Origin of the sequence: Microcoleus sp. Pol12B5, from assembly GCF_036701335.1 — a bacterium.
Lineage (GTDB): Bacteria > Cyanobacteriota > Cyanobacteriia > Cyanobacteriales > Microcoleaceae > Microcoleus.
Map to the genome: position 1 here is coordinate 15,985 of NZ_JAUBQQ010000049.1, position 18,801 is coordinate 34,785.

General features: G+C 43.5%; 15 protein-coding genes. 4 read left to right on the forward strand and 11 right to left on the reverse strand.

Annotated features, from left to right (window positions below):
• Nucleotides 1–472: 472 nt before the first annotated feature.
• Entirely contained in the window at nucleotides 473–2,788 is a 2,316-nt protein-coding gene (locus QUA24_RS19100; protein WP_333231281.1) for a cation:proton antiporter domain-containing protein, read from the forward strand.
• A 144-nt stretch (nucleotides 2,789–2,932) separates the two neighbouring features.
• Here QUA24_RS19100 and QUA24_RS19105 read toward each other — a convergent pair whose 3' ends face one another.
• On the reverse strand, nucleotides 2,933–3,145 hold the full coding sequence (locus QUA24_RS19105; RefSeq protein ID WP_333231283.1) for an Hfq-related RNA-binding protein: 213 nt from the start codon (nucleotides 3,143–3,145) through the stop codon (nucleotides 2,933–2,935).
• Nucleotides 3,146–3,457: 312 nt separating this feature from the next.
• On the opposite strand from QUA24_RS19105, the gene dapF reads away from it, so the two are divergent.
• Both dapF and QUA24_RS19115 read left to right on the forward strand, forming a co-directional pair.
• Nucleotides 3,458–4,300 (forward strand): diaminopimelate epimerase, encoded by an 843-nt coding sequence (gene dapF / locus QUA24_RS19110; RefSeq protein WP_333231285.1) that lies wholly within the window; start codon nucleotides 3,458–3,460, stop codon nucleotides 4,298–4,300.
• Between the two features lie 229 nt (nucleotides 4,301–4,529).
• Nucleotides 4,530–5,672, forward strand: coding sequence for a hypothetical protein (locus tag QUA24_RS19115; RefSeq protein WP_333231287.1), 1,143 nt, complete (start codon nucleotides 4,530–4,532; stop codon nucleotides 5,670–5,672).
• Between the two features lie 79 nt (nucleotides 5,673–5,751).
• On the opposite strand, the gene QUA24_RS19120 is transcribed toward QUA24_RS19115, so the two are convergent.
• The 5 genes from QUA24_RS19120 to QUA24_RS19140 form a co-directional block, all read right to left on the reverse strand.
• On the reverse strand, nucleotides 5,752–7,065 hold the full coding sequence (locus QUA24_RS19120) for a hypothetical protein (RefSeq protein WP_333231289.1): 1,314 nt from the start codon (nucleotides 7,063–7,065) through the stop codon (nucleotides 5,752–5,754).
• Nucleotides 7,066–7,079: 14 nt separating this feature from the next.
• Complete coding sequence (locus QUA24_RS19125; RefSeq protein ID WP_333231291.1) at nucleotides 7,080–7,832, reverse strand: hypothetical protein; 753 nt, start codon at nucleotides 7,830–7,832, stop codon at nucleotides 7,080–7,082.
• A 38-nt stretch (nucleotides 7,833–7,870) separates the two neighbouring features.
• A complete protein-coding gene (locus QUA24_RS19130) occupies nucleotides 7,871–10,375 on the reverse strand; it encodes a dynamin family protein (RefSeq protein ID WP_333231293.1) in 2,505 nt (834 codons plus the stop codon).
• A 394-nt stretch (nucleotides 10,376–10,769) separates the two neighbouring features.
• Entirely contained in the window at nucleotides 10,770–11,954 is a 1,185-nt protein-coding gene (locus QUA24_RS19135) for an aspartate aminotransferase (protein ID WP_333081755.1), read from the reverse strand.
• A 99-nt stretch (nucleotides 11,955–12,053) separates the two neighbouring features.
• A complete protein-coding gene (locus QUA24_RS19140; protein WP_333231295.1) occupies nucleotides 12,054–13,199 on the reverse strand; it encodes an iron-containing alcohol dehydrogenase family protein in 1,146 nt (381 codons plus the stop codon).
• A gap of 252 nt (nucleotides 13,200–13,451) precedes the next feature.
• Between QUA24_RS19140 and QUA24_RS19145 the strand changes: the two genes are divergently transcribed.
• A complete protein-coding gene (locus QUA24_RS19145; protein ID WP_333231296.1) occupies nucleotides 13,452–14,222 on the forward strand; it encodes an SGNH/GDSL hydrolase family protein in 771 nt (256 codons plus the stop codon).
• A 244-nt stretch (nucleotides 14,223–14,466) separates the two neighbouring features.
• Here the strand turns inward: QUA24_RS19145 and QUA24_RS19150 are convergent, their stop codons facing one another.
• The 5 genes from QUA24_RS19150 to QUA24_RS19170 form a co-directional block, all read right to left on the reverse strand.
• Nucleotides 14,467–14,757 carry a peptidase gene (locus QUA24_RS19150; RefSeq protein ID WP_333231299.1) on the reverse strand — a complete coding sequence of 97 codons (291 nt, stop codon included), beginning with the start codon at nucleotides 14,755–14,757 and terminating at the stop codon, nucleotides 14,467–14,469.
• Nucleotides 14,758–14,976: 219 nt separating this feature from the next.
• Nucleotides 14,977–15,408: a hypothetical protein gene (locus tag QUA24_RS19155; protein WP_333231301.1), complete on the reverse strand. Its 432-nt coding sequence runs from the start codon at nucleotides 15,406–15,408 to the stop codon at nucleotides 14,977–14,979.
• 273 nt (nucleotides 15,409–15,681) lie between these two features.
• Complete coding sequence (locus QUA24_RS19160) at nucleotides 15,682–16,038, reverse strand: type II toxin-antitoxin system PemK/MazF family toxin (protein WP_333231303.1); 357 nt, start codon at nucleotides 16,036–16,038, stop codon at nucleotides 15,682–15,684.
• Nucleotides 16,028–16,369, reverse strand: coding sequence for a DUF2281 domain-containing protein (locus tag QUA24_RS19165; RefSeq protein WP_333231305.1), 342 nt, complete (start codon nucleotides 16,367–16,369; stop codon nucleotides 16,028–16,030). Before QUA24_RS19165 ends, QUA24_RS19160 begins: the two co-directional genes overlap by 11 nt.
• A gap of 105 nt (nucleotides 16,370–16,474) precedes the next feature.
• On the reverse strand, nucleotides 16,475–18,559 hold the full coding sequence (locus tag QUA24_RS19170) for a WD40 repeat domain-containing protein (RefSeq protein ID WP_333231307.1): 2,085 nt from the start codon (nucleotides 18,557–18,559) through the stop codon (nucleotides 16,475–16,477).
• Nucleotides 18,560–18,801 lie beyond the last annotated feature (242 nt).

Sequence of the window (18,801 nt, forward strand, 5' to 3'; positions counted from 1 at the left end):
AAATTTTTATTGTTAGCAAAACGGGGGATTACTAGAAAAAAACACCAAAGTGCCTGAGTAATTATGCAGTATATCGAGTAAATCCGCAAGCAGGGCTTGAATAAATAAAAACGATTTTAACTAATCCTTTTTACCGATCGCCGATCTGTGAACGTACACCCTGAGAAAACCACTCACTACAAAAAGGTAATTAAAATCACTCCACCCCGTCAGAAATAGATTAAAAAAAGTAACTTGATTTAATCTCACCGCGCTCCTCTCGTTGAGGTGAAACATTACCCCCAATAAAGGCGCAATCTCTCGCTCAAATTGCAAGAGGTTAAGGTTTTTTTGAGCAGTGAAACTCTTTGGTATCAGAAAATACCTGGTTCTATAGTTGCAGTTGTCCTAGCTCCCCAACTACAGTCAACCCACTAAACAGAGTCAACACATTAGACACTATAATATAACTTTATACTTTTTTCATAAACTTGTGCAAGAAGACTTCCGACTGATCGTTGACTTAGTTCTAGTTCTCGCTGCTGCCGCAGCAGGAGGACTCTTTGCATCGCTCTTGCGACAGCCGGTAATTCTCGGCTACCTGCTGGGAGGGATCGTAGTTGGGCCTGCCGGTTTGGGGCTGATTAAAGAATTAATTCAGGTAGACACCCTGGCTGAATTTGGGGTTGCCTTTCTGTTGTTTGCCTTGGGAGTGGAATTTTCTTTCGCCGAACTCCAGAAAGTAAAAGCCATTAGTTTGGGCGGAGGGAGCTTGCAAATTGTGCTGACGATCGCCATTACTACTGCAATTTCCTTGGCTGTAGGCTGGGTAGAATCGCCCGCCCAAGGCGTGTTTTTAGGAGCGATTCTGTCGCTTTCTTCGACTGCAGTTGTACTCAAGTGCTTGATGGAGCGCAATGAATCCGGTACTTCGCACGGTCAAGTCATGCTGGGAATATTAGTAGTTCAAGATTTGGCTTTGGGGCTAATGCTAGCAGTTTTGCCGGCCCTCAATCAGCCAGCAGAAGAGATCGGCATGACGGTAGCGTGGGCCCTGCTGCGGATCGGGTTATTTGCTATAGGTGCTGTAGTCGCCGGCATTTGGATGGTACCGCAGTTGCTGCGATACCTCGCGCAAACAGAAAGCCGGGAACTGTTTTTGCTGGGAGTTGTGGTTTTGGCTTTAGGGATTGCGCTACTGACAGAATATTTGGGTTTTTCGATCGAGATGGGCGCATTTGTGGCGGGCTTAATGATTTCGGAGGTGGAATATGCCGACCAAACTCTAACTTATGTCGAGCCTTTGCGAGATATTTTTGCATCCTTATTTTTTGTCACCATCGGAATGTTAATTGACCCGATGTTTCTGTGGAACCATCTAGAAGTAATTCTGGGACTGGTATTTATAGTATTTGTCGGCAAATTCTTGATTATAACGCCGATCGTCCGACTATTTGGGTATCCGCTAAAAACAGCATTAATCGCAGGTTTGGGCTTAGCTCAAATAGGAGAATTCTCCTTTGTACTCGCTAGTTCCGGCCAAGCTATGGGGCTGGTTTCGCGGAACGTTTACCTGTTAATTTTAGGAACGACAGCCGTCACCCTCGTGCTGACTCCGTTTGTGTTGAGAAGCGTGCCGCAGTTATTGAAATGGGCGGAAAAATTCGGGCCTTTGCAGCGCTATTTTGACGAAACATCTCAACCTGTGGCAATAGCTGAAACTTTGCCGGAACAAAATTATGTTGTGGTTTGCGGCTATGGGCGAGTTGGCAGAATTTTAGTCAAAATGCTGCAAAGCCGCAACTGTTCAGTGGTGGTAATCGATGAGTCAGAAAGTAGAATTCAAGATTGCAGAATGCAAGGAATTCCTTACATTTACGGAAATGCTGCCAGCTTGCACGTATTGGAAGCCGCGCGGGTGGAACGGGCAAAAGCAATGGCGATCGCCCTTCCCGATCCCATGAGCACTCGCTTATGTCTGAAGCGGGCTTTAGAATTAGTCCCGGATTTGGATATTGTGGTGTGCGCGAACCAAGATAAAGACATCGAACTGCTTTACCAACTGGGGGCCTGGGAAGTCGTGCAGCCGGAGTTTGAAGCCAGTTTAGAACTGTCTTCCCACTTGCTGGCTGGCATGGGACTCTCGGCAATGGCGATCGCGCGGGATGTGCAGCAAATTCGCAGCAGCCGCTATCTGGAATTGCGGCCACCGCGCGAACCTTTGGCGGTTTCGCGGGATTTGAAAGTGGCGGTTCGAGATATGAACAGCGAGTGGTACAGCTTGCCGTCAGGTTCTCCCATTGCCAGCATGACTCTGGAAGAAACTAACTTGCGGCAGTTGACAGGCGTCAGCGTAATGGCGATCGTCCGCGAGAATGGCGAGGAAATTGATTATCCCAACGGGAAGACAGCTTTGCAGCCGGGCGATCGACTTTTTGTAGTAGGAGAACCGGAAGAACTCATCAGTTTTGAGTTGCTGGCGAAGGGGGAAGTTGCAGTACCGCAGGGCGACAGTTCTTGCCAGTGGCTGAGGCTACCAGCAAAGAGCCCTTGGGCGGGCAAAAAACTGTCAGAGGTAGATTGGCTGACCCAGTACGGGGTGCAGGTGCGGGCGATCCGCCGGGAAGGGAAATTTACTCGCTGGCCCGACGGAACTAGCAATTTGCAAGAAGGCGATCGTTTGCTGCTGTGCGGCGGCTTCTACGAGCTCGGCTTGATGCAGCGGACGGCCTCACCGCCTGTGCCGCAACCTGCTTTAAAGCTGCCTTTGGTCAAGGCCCAAGTCAGCGAAAAGCTGTTTAGCGATTAGGGAAGTTCGGCAACGGATTCTGTAACGGATGTAACGGAGGTCAGGAAGACCGAATTTGGAAGAGGTTCGAGGGAAGAGGTTCGAGGGAAGAGGGAAGATTTTTCCCCTCTCCCACTCTCCCACTCTCCCACTCTCCCCGCCTCCTCAGCCGTTGGGTTTGAGATAAGCAATTGCTGGCCGCGAGATCAGAATTTGTGTTTCTGAGGGATCGAGGACGCAAATGCAGCTATTATCCTGCCAAAAAATTCTGCCCGCTAGTAAGTCGCCGGTCAGGAGTTTGATCTCCACCTGTTGTTTGTCTTTGATGTAGCTTTGTATTAAGCGAACGCTGGGCAATCCGGTTTCAAATTCAGACATAGTTCAGAAAAATATAGTCAAATATTACCTTAAACCATATTCTTCTGTTTATACCGTTTAACCCTTAGTCCCCCAACTACAAGCGCGTCTACACGATGAGAGAGAAACCGCTTGGCAGCTAGTTTTATACCGATCTTAATTGAGCCATTGACATCAGCATTAATTAGATATCTCTGTAGATTTAGAAAAATTATATTTGTTTATATTTCAGTAGAAAGGACTATAAATTGCATAAAGTTTTATAATACTGGGAACTGGGTAATTTGGTAATCAAATTGTCTAATCAGTTTTAACCAAAAGAGGTTTGTTTTTATGCCGATCGAGTTTGCGAAGTATCAGGGACTGGGAAATGATTTTATTCTGATTGACAACCGCCACTCGTCAGAACCGGTGATCACGCCAGAACAAGCTGTGGATTTGTGCGATCGACATTTCGGGATTGGCGCAGACGGTGTGATATTTGCTCTTCCGGGTCAAAACGACACTGACTATACGATGCGGATTTTTAACTCCGACGGTTCGGAACCGGAAATGTGCGGCAACGGAATTCGCTGTTTGGCTAAGTTTATCGCCGATTTGGAAGGGTCAGAGGCGAAAACTCAGTACCGAATCCACACTCTGGCTGGTGTGATTACCCCGGAATTGCGATCGGACGGTCAGGTGAAGGTGGATATGGGAGTGCCCCGGCTGCTGGCGGCGGAAATTCCAACAACTTTGGCTGCACCGGATGCCAAAGTTATAGATGTGCCGATCGAAGTTGCTGATAAATCTTGGTCTGTTACCTGCGTCAGCATGGGCAATCCTCACTGCATTACTTTTGTAGAGGATGTTGTGGCTGTTGCTTTAGAAACTGTCGGGCCTCAATTCGAGCACAACAAAGCATTCCCGCAGCGTACAAATACGGAATTTATTCAAGTGGTACGTTCGGACTATGTAAAAATGCGGGTGTGGGAAAGAGGCGCGGGTGTTACTCTAGCTTGTGGGACTGGTGCTTGTGCTGCTGTGGTAGCTGGGGTATTGGTAGGGAAGTGCGATCGGGCAACTGCAGTTGAACTCCCCGGCGGCGTTTTGGAAATCGAATGGGCAGAAGTTTCTGGGCGAATTTACATGACCGGGCCGGCACAGCGAGTATTTACTGGTTGTATTAGTCATTAGTCATTAGTCATTAGTTATTAGTCATCAGTCATTAGTCAGAAGGGATTTTTTGTTGAATCAACAAACAATAAAAATTATTGAATTCAAAACTTTTATTGAAGTCTGACCAATACCTTCCGCCTTCAGAAGTCATTGGCTGCGGACTGAAGACTGAAGACTAATAACTAAGCCTGAAATCTAAAATCTAAAATCTAAAATCTAAAATCTAAAATTAAGTAGGTGGGCTTGCATGGCTGGAGGTATTTATCTGATTCAGGACGACGACAGGCTGGTAGAAATGATGGAACAGCCCTACGACTCGGAAGACCAGTTACAAGACTTGCTAGTAACTTATCCCAATTTGATCGCGGGAGACCAAATCGATCGGGCGACGGCGCGGAGGTGGCTGTTAATTTCGCGGGAAGCTGCACCCAGCGATGAGGAAACAGCGGTGCAGTGGTCGCTGGATCATTTGTTTCTCGACCAAAATGCAGTTCCTACTTTGGTGGATGTCAGGCGAACTCCTAATGCCGAACTGCGGCAAAAAGTTTTGGGTCAGTCGATCGACTATGCTGCTAATGCGTTGGTTTACTGGCCTGTCGATTCAATTATTGCTCTGTTTGAAGCTAATTGTCGCGATCGGGGTCGCGATCCCGAACAGATTTTTGAAGAGTTTCTCGGTGCAAATGGTAATGAAGAAAGATTTTGGCAGAAGGTTAAAACTAATTTGCAAGCGGGTAAAGTTCGCTTAGTGTTTGTAGCTGACGAGATTTCCGCTGAAATGCGCCGAGTTGTGGAATTTCTCAACGAACAAATGGACCCGGTTGAAGTTTTGGCCCTGGAAATTAAGCAGTATGTAAGTGAAGACGGTTTGAAAACGCTGGTTCCCAGAGTGATCGGTCAGACAGCGGAAGCACAGCAGAAAAAATCCAGCGCAACGCGCGAAAGAAGGCGCTGGGATGAATCTTCATTTTTTGCGGAAATCAAAGCTAGACGAGGCGCGGACGAGGCGCAAATGGCAAAAGCAATTTACTTGTGGGCAAAAAGTCAAGAACCCGAAGTTCAAATCCACTGGGGAACGGGGGACGCCTACGGCGGTTTCGCCGCTCAATTGCCTCAAAAGGGAAGAAAACCCTATCAGTTATTCACTGTAGATATTGCTGGCAGAATGGAGATTTCTGCTGATAATTATGGTTCCCAGCCGCCTTTTAATGCGGAACAAAATTGGCTGGAATTGAGAAGTAAGCTGAGTTCGATAGGTCTGTCGCTGCCTATAGAACCGGGTGAGAGAAGGTCACCGAGTCTGGCTTTGTTTACTTTGCAAGACGAATCTGCCCTCCAGCAAGTTATGCAAACTTTTGATTGGGTGATTGAGAAAATTAAAACGTTATAGTTATCAGTCATTTGTAGGGTGCGTCAGAGCAAGTTATAGATTGATAAAATAAGGGTTTGGGCTTCTGACGCACCCTACCCTATGTGCTGGGTAGTATGTATATGCCCGGTTCAGTGTCTGGCCCAGGCAGAATTTCACGGCTGCTTTTAACACCTTTACTTTCGCACAGATTTGCAAACGATTCTAAACCCTCTAATCTTGCTAAAAGTTCACTCAACCCATCCAAATATTCAGCTACAGCAATTTGGCGATGTGTCCATGTTTGATCAAATTTAGCAGAACTATAGGACATTTCAAACTCTACATCAACATAATTTTTTTTGCCTCGGATTTGGTCAGGAGATAAAGTGCGATCGCTTGGTGATATTTCCGTAATTCGTTCTACTCGTTCTGAGGTAATATGGTTTTTAAACCGAGAATTAGTAAAGCGATAAGCAGTAGATAGATAAGGGTTTTCATCATTGATTAGTGCCTTACCCCATCTTTCCGCGACTTGTTTAAATTGGGGGATTTGTAAGGCCAGTAATTCTTTAGCTTCTTGATGTTTCCCTATTTCTAAGAGAAGATTGGCTTCTGTTGCTACGGCTACAGCCCAACCTTGAATAGAAACATCAGCATTAAGCATAATTTCAGCATCTAATTCTGGGGTAGCTTGCATTGCTTGATTACTGAGAAATAATCCCACACGGGAAGCTGTTTTAATGGCCGATCTCGGTGATTCATCAGGAAAACGAGAGCGCTCGTCAATTTCAGCTTTTAAAGCTGCAATTTCTTTAATTAGCATGGCTTGATGAACATGGGAAATAGCTTTAGCAAGGCTTTTTTGCTTTTGGCGGCTATCTTCTACCAATAAATACAGATATGCCAATTGTCCAGAAATAATATCTAAGCCCTCGTCAACACGATTTAAGCGATTATCAATATGATTAAAACCTGCTATTAAGTTATTTTCAATCCGATTTAAGCCCGCTTCAACTCGGTTAAATCCTTCTTCCATTGACTGTTGAATGTGACCTAAATTTTCTTGTATTTGGTGCAGTTTATAGCCCATATAGGCAAAGCCAGCAATACTAACACCAAGGTTTAAAACACTTGCGGCGGCAGTAATTTGAGTTAACCCCATCACTGAGGACAGGGTTTTTTCAATACCCATTAATTTATGATAGCTAAGCCCATGACCAATAACATCAACTCCTCCCAAGATGGGAGAAAATGGAACTGTCATCAGCTTGCTAGTCAGTCCGGGCGTTTCGGCTAAATGGCGGACAATTTGACCAGCATTTTCTGTACCCGCAGCCCATCTAATAACGCTTCCGTAGCGTTGCATTGAGCCATTTAACAAACCTTGGATGATTTCGGGATTGTTAACTAAAAGAGTGGTATCAATTAACATTTGAATTACTATGTTTAGCGATTATAAACGTCAAAGTTTCCGTAGGCTTCCATTTGCAATCTAAGCGATCTTTCAAACTTAACTTCTAAATCAGCATCAGCTAAGTTACGAAAAGCGTCATATCTATCGACTTGATCTACATTTGACTTAAATCTTTCGTCAGCTTGATTTAGTTCAATATAGACTAAGTAAATATCATATTCTGATTCTTCTCCTTTTGATACTGAATACTGATCGATACTAGCTATTCTTTGATTGAAATCAGTTTCAGAACCTAGCCATAAATATTTCGTGATTTCGTACAGTGCTTCTCCATCAGTAATATCAATTCGTCTTTTTGTTTGGAGTGATTCAAGTAAATCTGCTTGTGACGCAGAAACTACTAAAACTAAATACTGTTTAGTAATTCTTTGAGTTGGAGGAGCTTGAACTGTAGGAGATGGAGGATTAGGATAAGGCTGTCTAAGTTCTTCTCTCGGAGTCTGTGTCTGTTGTTGTCTTTGTAATGTGCGCTCTTGAACTGTAGAATATGAAGGATGATCGGGGTTATATTCTCTAGATTCTTCGCTACCATTTGTCAGTAGTGATTGTTCCTCTTGTTGCTTTTTGAAATTATTATATACTGTTGATCCTCCTACTACTGCTCCTGCTGTTGCTCCTACTACTGCTCCTGCTGTTCCTCCTACTACTGCTCCTGCTACTGCTGCTACTACTGCTCCTGCTAGTGCTGCTACTACTGCTCCTTCTACAAAATCACTAGGCTCCATTTTTTAACTCCTGAATTTTACTCTGTTTAAAACGTATTTTATTGACGACAATCTTCTGCTAACATTTGACAAATTGCTGTTGCATTATCTTTTTGCACTTCAAAATCGCGCCACAACTGTTTTTCCTGTTCAAAGTTATCCTCAATAAAACTTAATTGTTGCTGCAAAGCACGTTCAGCTAGATTGGTAATCTCATCAACTGATTCTTCAAAGATACTGCTAACATAATCTAACCGTTTGAGAATCCAGTCACATAAAATATCCCATAAACTTGCTTTTTTTTTCGCAATTCCACTTGACCATTGTTTTGCCATTAAGTCTGGAGAAGGAAGAAAAAGTTCAACATACTCGATATCTTCGTAAATATTCCGAGTTACCGCTTCTTGGTATTCACGGGTTACAGGTCGTGTTTTTGTTCTCGTTTTCGTGCTAGAGAAACAAGAACCATCTTCATAATATTCTGTATAGTTCTCATTTACTGTTTTTGTGCGAGTTTCATATTCTGTTTTCGTACCAACTACTTCTCTTTGTTGGGAGCGATTTTGCTTAATAGCGTCTGGAACTTCAAAAAACTCCTCCGGTAAAGTTGGCAAGTTTTGAGCTAACTTTTTGCGTAAATTACTGAGGGCAGCTTTTTCAATGTTAATCGAAGAAAAATTTTCATCTGACAAACAAACTTTTAATCTCTTAACTTGCTCATCAACTAATGATTCTAAAGCTTGTTCAAATTGTTGAGCTTTTCCTTGTAAAACAAACTCTGCTCTTTTGGTGATAGCTTCTCTCATATTGTGATACAGGAGACGAACATAACGCTCATCATGTTCAAGTTCTTTTTTCCCTTTATCATCATCAGCTCTTACACGCTTAACTAAATATTCTGACTGTTGAGAAAATTTGCTGAGTCTTCGACTAACATTATCATAAGCTTTTGAAATCTTATCCGCTAATGAAGGTAATGTGACTTCTCGTAGTTGATCTCTCAGTTCAAAAGCTCCTTGGTTCTTCTTAAGAGAATCGCGAACTGGAACAATTAGAACTTTGGTTAAGTCTCCTTCCACCTCCGCGACAGCATCCAAAATTATAGAAAACCCCTTACGTCCTTCTTTGTCAACATCTTGTCTAATCTTAATCCGACTTTTAGGATCGTCGTTTTTCAATCCTTCTCTTAATTGCTCAATCTCGATCTTAAATTCTTTCCCAAGTTTTTTGATGTTTTTTTGTAAGTCTTGACGAATTTGAGCAATCTTTTCTCTTTCTTGTTCAACCTGTTCTTGATTATTAATCTTTCGTGTTTTAATCAGAATATCTAGATTATCTGACAAAGACTCATAGTTATTGAATACTTCCAACAACGCAGGAAGTATTACCAGTTCAGCAAATGATTTTTGAACCCGTCTACGGAAGCAATCCCACAGTTCTTTACCGCCACTCCATTCTAAAGAATAGTGGAGAATTTTTCGCATAATTTCATCATCAACATTTTGACCTGACATGATTTGCAGTTTGAGGTTAAAAAACCATTGTGCTAACTCCAGATTATTTCCAATACACTGAAAAATTGTACCAAAACAGTCTTCAAAAAGTGCTTTTATGAATTTTGATCTTGTCGCCTGATCAACTGTTGACGGTTCGTTAAAAGCTCCTGAACCCCAAGCACACTGAGCATAATATAAAAGACGAGCATTGAAAGGCAGAACATCAGGAAGTTCTGGAAGCGATAAGACCTCTTTAATTTCCTCTCTTAACTTATCAATCCGCACTGATAGGGGTAAATCATCGGTTCCTCGCTGATCGACCCGATTTAAGATAAAAATCATCGAATCTGTGCGACCTTGTAGATATTCGACAACTTTCTTTAATTCTTCTAATAAGCGTTTTCTGTGCTCATCATCTACCTGCATATAGTCCAAAGCCACTAAACTAAAAGCTTTATTAACTTGCTTTTGGATAGTTGCTAAGTTAGCCCGGTCTTGAACTGATTTCAATCCCGGTAAATCAATCAATTCAACTCCGATTCCGTTGGGTAAACCCAGTAAAGAAGCATCACAAGCAGGTAAAAGAGGAACATGAGCGGTTATTTGTGGCGCAACATACTCACGCTTTTTCCGCGCCGCGTGATAGGAGTGCATCACGGCGCTAATTCGCTGGTATAAATCCTCATCGCTTAATCCCGTCCATTCACCAGCATCCCAAGCAGCATCTTCCGTTTCTGCAATCATTAATCTCGGTTCTTGAGAATGTTTGATGCTTAATACACCCCCACTCATTTCTCCGGCTTCAATCGGTGCGATTTTTCGACCAATCAGCGCGTTAACAATCGTTGACTTTCCAGAGGAAGTTGTGCCCAGAGTAGCAATCCGAAAACTAGGATTTTCTAGGCGTTGGACGGCTTCTTGATAAACAGTTAAAAAATCCTGTAGGCAAGATTGAATCCCCGGATCAGCAAAAACATCCGGGGACGATTTGACTAAGCTAGAGACTGAGTTGCCTAATTCTTGTAAAAGGTTGCGCGTGTTGTTTAACTTAGATTCAATTACAGGCATGGCAAAAATGCTTCCTTAATGATCTTTGTTAAGTATAACTAACGAGACACGGCATCGCAACTCGTACATCCACGGATGTTTTAAACCTTCCCACAAAATAAAGAGTCACTCTTAAATCAACTTGTAGAGTGCCTCGGAGATTGATTATTTCGATTTCAACAGGTTTTTCTGCTTCGGCGCACCCTACGCACTAAGCTGTGCCACATCTTGCGTTGTATTTTTCGGGCGGGCGGGACACCCCACAATAATTTCATCAAACTTGACTGTACAATTTATATGCGCCTGAGCTTGTTAATCTCATTATTATGTTTAGGGGATAATGGGTGTCACCTTCAACATAATAATGAGCTGATGCAGAGTGAGCGACCGATCGCCAATAACCAATAACCAATGACTATTGATAGCGAATGTTTGCTTGTTTTAAGCGCCGCAGGGCTTCTCCCAGTCGATCGCAATCTGCAATTAAACTAATTCTCACATATCCTTCGCCGCCCGGCCCAAAAGCATTGCCAGGAGTCACCACAACACCCGTTTGCTGCAAAACATTCAGGGCAAAATCAGTCGAACTCATGCCCGGAGTGCAGGGAACCCAAAGATACATTGCAGCCAGAGGTTTAGGAATATTCCACCCTAATTCTGCCAATCCTTCCACCATGAAATCACGGCGAGTCCTGTAACGATTCTGCACTTCGTGCAAGTAACTGTCCGGCAATTGCAGTGCTGTTTCTGCTGCTGTTTGCAATGCGGAAAATATACCGTAATCTAGGTTAGTTTTTAATGTCCGCAAACCTTGAATAATCTTGCTATTTCCTACTACAAAACCGACGCGCCAGCCGGCCATATTGTAGGTTTTGGACATGGTGTGAAATTCGACACCGATTTCTTTACCGCCGGGAATTTCTAATAAACTTGTCGGTTGATAGCCGTCAAAGGCTAATTCCGCATAACACAAATCGTGAACCAGCAAGATTTGATGTTTGTGTGCAAAAGCAACAATATCTTTGTAAAATTCCCGGGGTGCAGTTGCTCCAGTCGGATTACTGGGATAATTGAAATAAAGTATTTTGGCTTGTTCGGCTACGCTGTCGGGAATGTCGGCTAAGTCAATTACCCAGTCGTTTTCTGGTTTGAGGATGATGTTGTGAACTTTTGCACCAGCGATGATTGGCCCGCGAAATAATACGGGATAAGCAGGACTTGGTACTAATATTACGTCCCCTGGATTGATATAGGCGATCGCAAAATGTGCTAAACCTTCTTTAGAACCCAACAAAGGCAATGCTTCGCTTTCTGGATCGAGTTCAACGTTGTAGCGGCGGCTGTACCATTTAGTAATAGTACGGCGGAAACTGGCAGTTCCTTCAAAAGGTGGATAGCCGTGATTTGCAGAATTTTGGATGGCTGCGACGGCGGCTTCTACTACTGGTTGAGGAGTGGCACCGTCGGGGTTTCCCATTCCTAAGTCTATTAAATCGAGTCCTTGTTCGCGGGCGCGGGCTTTGAGTTCGTCGAGACGGGCAAATACGTAGGGCGGTAGTTTTTGCAACCTGTCAGCAGGGCTAATCCAATCCAAGGTCATTTATTTTTTGTCTGTTGTCAGTTTTCCTGGTTTGTAGTAAGGACTCCCGTCCTTGCTAGCACAGCCTTTTCAGGACTAAAGTCCTTACTACAAACTGTTTTAATTCTTAATCTTTAATTCTCCCACAGGTGCGGTGGTAGAAACCATCGCTGCCATTAATTGTTGGGGAACAACTTTAAAAGGCAGTCGGTGAATGTCGGAATTGGGATTGCAGGCTATGTCGGCGGCGCGCTGCAATTCTGCTATGGTAATGTCTCCGAGTCCGAGGTTGTCTAAAGTTTGGGGTAATCCAATCTCGCTATAGAATTTTAGCAATTGCTGTCTGGCGCTAGCGGCAAGTTGATTGTTTTGCAGCATTTCTTCTAGTCGCAGTTGTACTAAAATGCCGTAGGCAACTTTTTCGCCGTGCAATGTGCCGTGACTTGCTAATAGATGAGTTAGGCCGTTGTGGACGGCGTGGGCGGCGACGGTGCGGCATTGGGCGCCGCCAATTCCGCCGATTACTCCTGCTAGCAATACGGCTGCATCTGTGACTTCTTGCCAGGTTTCGCTACCGGGTTCTTTGAGGGCGGCGGCTGATTTTTGGAATAATATATCGCGCAGTATTCTAGCTTGTTGAACGGCGGAAATTATCAGGGTTTGTTCGGAGTGTCCGCTGCTGACTGATGCTTCGTACCATTTGGCGATCGCATCTCCAATTCCTGCTACTAATGTCCGCTGTGGTGCGGTTTGAATTAAGCCGTAGTCGAGTATTAATAAGTCGGGACATCTGGCTAATGTGACATCGTATTGGAATGCACCTTGTTCTGAATAAATGTTAGAAAGGGCTGTCCAAGCGGCACAGGTGGCTGCTGATGTGGGTATTGTGACGATCGGGATTTTGGATTGATAGGCGACGAGTTTGGCTGCGTCTAAGGCTTTGCCGCCGCCGACACCGATGATGAAGTCGGCTTGATGGGTTTGGGCTGCTTCGCGGAGGGTTTCGAGGCTGGTTTCGCTGCAATCCTTGCCGTATGCTGTTTCGGCGGATTTTAACTGCTGCTGTTCGAGGATTGGTTGCAGGTAGGGTTGGACGGCGGCGAGGGAGTTGCTGCCGCCGACGATTAGCGGCCGCTTTCCGAAACGGGCGATCGCATCTCCGGCTTGTGCGATCGCCGATCGACCCCGCAATACACAGGCGGGAGCAATTGTCAAGGAATAAATTGCTGGTGCGGTGGCGGTTTTAGTGCTTTGGGTTTGAGTCATCGAACCACTGGATAAGTGACGAGAAGGTTGACGCTTTGCAGGATTGCTGGATTTTATAGGATAACTCTAACTCATGTTGGGCGATCGGGTAAGTTTTGTAAAGTTTTTATTAAGTATTGTGGTTGGGCATGGGCTGGGGAGGGTGAAGGGCGATCGGTATAATAAATTTACAGCAAAGCATTGATGAGGCAGGATCGCAGTTTACGAGGCGATCGGCAAAACTTAGGCCCAAACCACAAAAATAAATAAAATATGACATTGAGCAAACATAGTATTTTGTTAACCGCTCTTCTATTAGTAGTGCTGGGAAGTTCAATTTTTGTAAATATTCTTCTTTTCCGTCGAGCTAAACAGTTTTATTTAGAGCTTAATCAAACTCGTTTAGATCCTCTGGGATTAAACAACTATCCTACAAATCTCAAGCAACTTACTAATACCAATCCAACTCGTGTGGTTTTCTTTGGTGACTCTAGAGCAGCTAGTTGGACATCGCCTAATATCAGTGAATATGAGTTCATCAACCGGGGAATTAGTTCTCAAACCTCAGTTCAGGCTATCGAGAGATTTGCCTATCATGTGAGTTCATTAAAACCCAATATAGTCATCATCCAAGTTGGTGTTAACGATCTGAAAACCATTCCCTTGTTTCCTGAACGCAGAAATGCGATCGTTGCCAATTGTCAAGCAAATATTAAGCGAATTGTCGAAGAATCTAGGAATCTGGGTGCAGTAGTAATCGTGACTACTATTTTCCCAGTAGGAGAAGTGCCACTACAGCGCAAGCCTTTTTGGTCTGATGACATCAGTCGGGCAATTAAAGAAGTCAATGCCTACATTGCGACCTTAGCTGGAGATAAAATTATAGTGTTTGATACATTCCCTATTCTTGGCGATAGTCAGGGCATGATATTGCCGAAATATAGAGCAGATGAACTACACTTGAACGCACAGGGGTATGCGATTCTCAACCAGAATATCTCGCAACTACTCAATACAATGGAACGGAAAAAAGTACCGAGTTAGGCTATTTTGAAAAATTCAATGTTTGACTCATAACTACTGTTGGCGAAATATTCTACTCATAACTTGCCTTCGGTAACTGCTTTGTCTGTTGGGCTTTGTACAAGACAAATTGCACGAAATTGACCACTTCCTGTTGTTGCTCAGTCGGAAGCAGCCGCAGATTTTCTAATAGGGTTTAGTTGATATTCATGCTTTGTATCATTATTTTTTCCCTTCAGCTTTGTTAGCGGGACTCACTACTTTTTTAGTGTAAATCTTTGGAAGTTGGCTGCTTTCTTCTTCCAAACAAACCAGACATACTTAAACCTGTCACGAGCAAGCCGAGCATTCCCAATCCGTTCAAAATCGGGTAAATGGCTTGCAGGTGAAAGATTTCACCTGTATGAATTTTCAATAAAAATCTCGATGAAATTTCTATACCCAGCGGCCACTCTCGGAGAATGGTTATGAACATTCCAGTCAAGACAGTCAGCGCGATCGGCAAAGCAACAATAAGGCCTAGAATGCGGTGGTATTTGCGAAATGCTTTCTTCATAGTGGTTGAAAGTTTGGGAATACTGAGGTTATATAAGGAGGGAGTGTTGAGTGCTTGTTTCTGAGTAACTGCGATCGCATAACTCTCACAGGACTTACGCAGTCCGACGCACAGAAACCGGGTATTTTAACTTTTATTCAAGGTTTGAACCAATTACCGGAGTTAAAAAACTCGGTTTCTGCGTCTGAGACTTTAGAATCAAGCACTCACCACTGAAATTTAGGACTTAGGAATGCTACTGATCGTCTTTTCTAGCGACTGCAATTGAGTCAGCACTTGGTCTTTACTTGGCTGAGACTTTTTGAGCGAAGTCATCACTTTTTCTGTGGTATCCTCAACTGCATCGTAGCTTTTAGGAGCTTTAGCTTTGATACCGTCTTCTACTTTTTTCCAGGCATTCTCAAATTTGTCAAATTCGGTTTTCGCTTTGGCAAAGTTTCCAGCCTGAACTGCTGCTGTGGTACTGGAAACCACACCACTCAATTCTGCATAGTTTCCCTGCGATGCTGGTTTATCAGTTTTTACAGCAGTAGCAGCAGGAACCGGGGCGGGTGAAGTTGGGGGAGTGGAAGCTTCTTTAGCGCTGTCGCAACCAGCCAAAGCTATAAGGCTGATGGCGCTAAGGACAAGGATTTGATTAAAACGAGCCATGAACAATCCTCACATAGATCGATACTAGAATCTATTGTGTCACAAAGAAATCCGATCCGTGGCAATAAATCAACATCCTGCGGGATAGTAAATTTTGAAGCTGGAAGTGGGCTGATAGTTGGGTAAGTTTGGTAGGTTTGGGTTGAGGGAGGAAACGCCACTAGATGAGGGTTTGCGACTGTTGGCCTGAATCCAGTGCAAGCCAAGCTACTGACTACCCTCTCGTGTGTTTTAGGTTCAGAAAGCTAATTCGGGCGATCGACATTCCTGATTTTATGGACTATAATCAACACAGATAATTAAGCCTATTACTAATTCTTGCACAACCGTTTCAGAAACTTTTCCGATACACCTGACAAATCGCTCAGTAGTTACACTCCGAACTTGCAAAACATTGCCTGCTGAGTCTGCGTCTAAACAGTTTTCTTCAGTTCGCTGAATGAGAATCATGAAGGGGCGATTTTGAAATTTAGGTTGCCATGTAGTCACAGGAATTATAATCCGCATGGGGATAGAACTAAACATTTCCGAACTAATCACAACCGCAGGACGTGTTTTCTGAATTTCTTGCCCTCGCGTTGGATCGAGTTGTACCAGCCAAACCTCTCCTCGTTTTGGGTTAGTAGTCATACTCAGTCTCCCAGTCTTCGCCATCGAGTACCGAAAACTCGGTTAATTCAGGATATATCAAAAAATCTTCGGCTGTAGCAGGTATAAATGGTGCTAGTATTTTATGGCGTTCTGCTATTGGCAGGCTAGCAATTTCTCTAAGTGATAGCTTGAGACTAGGTTCGGTTGTTGACGAACTATTAGACTCAGAACTTTCGCTGGGTAACTGCTTTTTCTGTTCCGCTTTTTGCACGAGGAATTCTGCAAATTCGAGCACTTCTTGTTGTTTTTCTGTTGGCAACTGTCGCAGATTCTCTAACACTGCTTGCTCAAAATTAATTGTTTCTGACATCTCAATTACCTTCCCTAAGTGTTTGTCGGTTTATTTCTCACGCCGTCAAGTTTTGTAGTTCCCTGTTTGCCAATCCCGCCATAATTTTCATCTTGCCCTCTTACTTCACCCATCACACCGCCAAATCTTGATAGTCTCATCACAACTGCCACTAACTAGAGTGTTTCCATCTGGGCTAAAGGTGACAGAAATAACCCAGTGTCCATGTCGAGCAAGAGTACAAATTTCCTGTCCTGTTTTCAGATTCCACAATTTGATTGTATTATCCATGCTGCCACTTGCAATAGTTTCTCCATCCGGGCTAAAAGCCACAGAATTAACACACTTTGAATGACCAGTAAAAGTAATAATTTCTCGTCCATTTTTTAGATTCCACAGTTTTATTTTTCCGTCATCACTGCCACTCACAATGGTTTCTCCATTCGGGCTGAAAGCAACAGAAGTAATGCAATCTGAATGCCCAGTGAGAGTGCAAACTTCCCGTCCATTTTTTATGTTCCACAGTTTGATATCGTCCTCACTACCACTCGCAATAGTTTCTCCATCCCGGCTGAAAGCCACAGAGTTTACACCCTTTGAATGCCCATTAAAAGTAAGAATTTCCCGTCCATTTTTCAGATTCCACAGTTTAATTTTTTCATCTTCACTGCCACTTGCAATAGTTTCTCCATCCGGGCTGAAAACCACAGAGTTGACGCCCTTTGAATGCCCATTAAAAGTAAGAATTTCCCGTCCATTTTTCAGATTCCACAGTTTAATTTTTTCATCATCACTACCGCTTGCAATAGTTTCTCCATTAGGGCTAAAAATAACAGAAGTAACGTAGTCTGAATGCCCAGTAAAAGTAAAAATTTCCCATCCCTTTTGCAGATTCCATAGTTTTATTTTTCGGTCATAACTGCCACTTGCAATAGTTTCTCCATTCGAGCTGATGGCAACAGAAGTAACGCAACCTAAATGTCCCTTGAGAGTGCGTACACATCTCCATTTCGGCTCTTTAATCCTGAATACCTTTGCTGCTTCTGCTTCAGCCAACTTTTTCAACTCTTGTTTATACACTTCTCGCTGCCTGAATTCTTCTAAAGCTTTTAGTTCAGCATCAGCCAGCTTTTTTAACTCCTTTTCATACACTTCTCGCTGTCGCCGCTGAATATCCTGAAGAATATCAAAATAAGGTTTCACCAACTCTTCTGCTAATCCATACTCAGCCAATTCATCCTTTAAATTAAATAACAAAGGTTCATAGCCAGGGTCAATATTGAGATAATACAAATCGGCTAAAAATCCCGCCAGTAACTTGTGAATCGCCACAATCAACTGCCGAATCATGCGGAGGGCTTTTTTCTCACTTACTCCCGATGCTAAAAGTGCATCTTTTGCCTCTTCCCACTCAAAAACTTTTGTAGAAAACAGGGAGACTTCCTGATTATTCAGGAATCCCCAAAAGCCGACGCGAAAAGTTACCGCATAATCGCTGATGTCGCTATATAAAATTGTAGTAGGAACCGGAGATAAAATTCGCTGCAAGCGTTCCACATCAATATCACCAATCGACTCAGTGAAATAATCGCTATAAAACTTAACGGGGCGTAAGACATCCTGTTGAGGATAATGCTGTCTGAGAAAATCTCCCACACTTCTCATCTCAATTGGCAAATCTTCACAGAAGGTTTCCGGGCATTGCTTGCTAATTTTGGGCGGTGATAGTAAGATTAAGAGGCGATGTTGCTGCTGAAGTAAAATCTGTTTAGTTTCCTCTCGATTTAACTTAGAAAACCAAGTATCTTTATCCCAAATTGTTTGAATTTCAGCCAGCTTGACCTGAATATCCTTTGCTTGCAATTCCCGCATCAAATCCCGCTGCAAGGCGGCCAGCTTCAGTCTGTCTCGCTGTTCCTGTTCCTGCAACTCAATGCGACGCGCTGTTTGTGCTACTGTTAGCTTTAACAATTCCCGATCTCTGGTATCTTTCGCCTTCGCGTATTCCAGCATTTCTTGAGAATAACGCTGTTTTGCTCGCTCTATCTCAGTCGAATCAGATGAGTTATTGGGAGCGGGAATCAGAAAATCTCGGTACTTTTGAGAGTTATTGCCGAAGGCTTCTCCTAGTTTGTGGCCGATATTTCTGGCGATGGGTGAGAGCACTCCCGATATGTAGGGAGCGATAGCGGCGATAATTGTTGGAAGCATAAATCTGGGTGAGGATGCGGTTATTAATAGTGTAGCAGGATGTTAGGAGGTATAATTCGGATGGTTGCCAGATATTCTGCACTTGTTGATTTTTAGATTTAATTTCATCATTGATACTCCTGGACGCAGAAACCAGGTTTTTTACGACATACTGCATAACAATATTTTTAGGCTTTATCATGTAAAGTACCGAATATACGGTACAATTATCAGTTAGCTGGCTTCGCTTTTGGCTGCAACAA

What these genes read in the sequence shown, in the direction of transcription:
- QUA24_RS19105 (WP_333231283.1), bottom strand. Translation starts at nt 3,145, where the DNA reads ATGTCTGAATTTGAAACCGGATTGCCCAGCGTTCGCTTAATACAAAGC.
- dapF (WP_333231285.1), top strand. Translation starts at nt 3,458, where the DNA reads ATGCCGATCGAGTTTGCGAAGTATCAGGGACTGGGAAATGATTTTATT.
- QUA24_RS19115 (WP_333231287.1), top strand. Translation starts at nt 4,530, where the DNA reads ATGGCTGGAGGTATTTATCTGATTCAGGACGACGACAGGCTGGTAGAA.
- QUA24_RS19120 (WP_333231289.1), bottom strand. Translation starts at nt 7,065, where the DNA reads ATGTTAATTGATACCACTCTTTTAGTTAACAATCCCGAAATCATCCAA.
- QUA24_RS19125 (WP_333231291.1), bottom strand. Translation starts at nt 7,832, where the DNA reads ATGGAGCCTAGTGATTTTGTAGAAGGAGCAGTAGTAGCAGCACTAGCA.
- QUA24_RS19130 (WP_333231293.1), bottom strand. Translation starts at nt 10,375, where the DNA reads ATGCCTGTAATTGAATCTAAGTTAAACAACACGCGCAACCTTTTACAA.
- QUA24_RS19135 (WP_333081755.1), bottom strand. Translation starts at nt 11,954, where the DNA reads ATGACCTTGGATTGGATTAGCCCTGCTGACAGGTTGCAAAAACTACCG.
- QUA24_RS19140 (WP_333231295.1), bottom strand. Translation starts at nt 13,199, where the DNA reads ATGACTCAAACCCAAAGCACTAAAACCGCCACCGCACCAGCAATTTAT.
- QUA24_RS19145 (WP_333231296.1), top strand. Translation starts at nt 13,452, where the DNA reads ATGACATTGAGCAAACATAGTATTTTGTTAACCGCTCTTCTATTAGTA.
- QUA24_RS19150 (WP_333231299.1), bottom strand. Translation starts at nt 14,757, where the DNA reads ATGAAGAAAGCATTTCGCAAATACCACCGCATTCTAGGCCTTATTGTT.
- QUA24_RS19155 (WP_333231301.1), bottom strand. Translation starts at nt 15,408, where the DNA reads ATGGCTCGTTTTAATCAAATCCTTGTCCTTAGCGCCATCAGCCTTATA.
- QUA24_RS19160 (WP_333231303.1), bottom strand. Translation starts at nt 16,038, where the DNA reads ATGACTACTAACCCAAAACGAGGAGAGGTTTGGCTGGTACAACTCGAT.
- QUA24_RS19165 (WP_333231305.1), bottom strand. Translation starts at nt 16,369, where the DNA reads ATGTCAGAAACAATTAATTTTGAGCAAGCAGTGTTAGAGAATCTGCGA.
- QUA24_RS19170 (WP_333231307.1), bottom strand. Translation starts at nt 18,559, where the DNA reads ATGCTTCCAACAATTATCGCCGCTATCGCTCCCTACATATCGGGAGTG.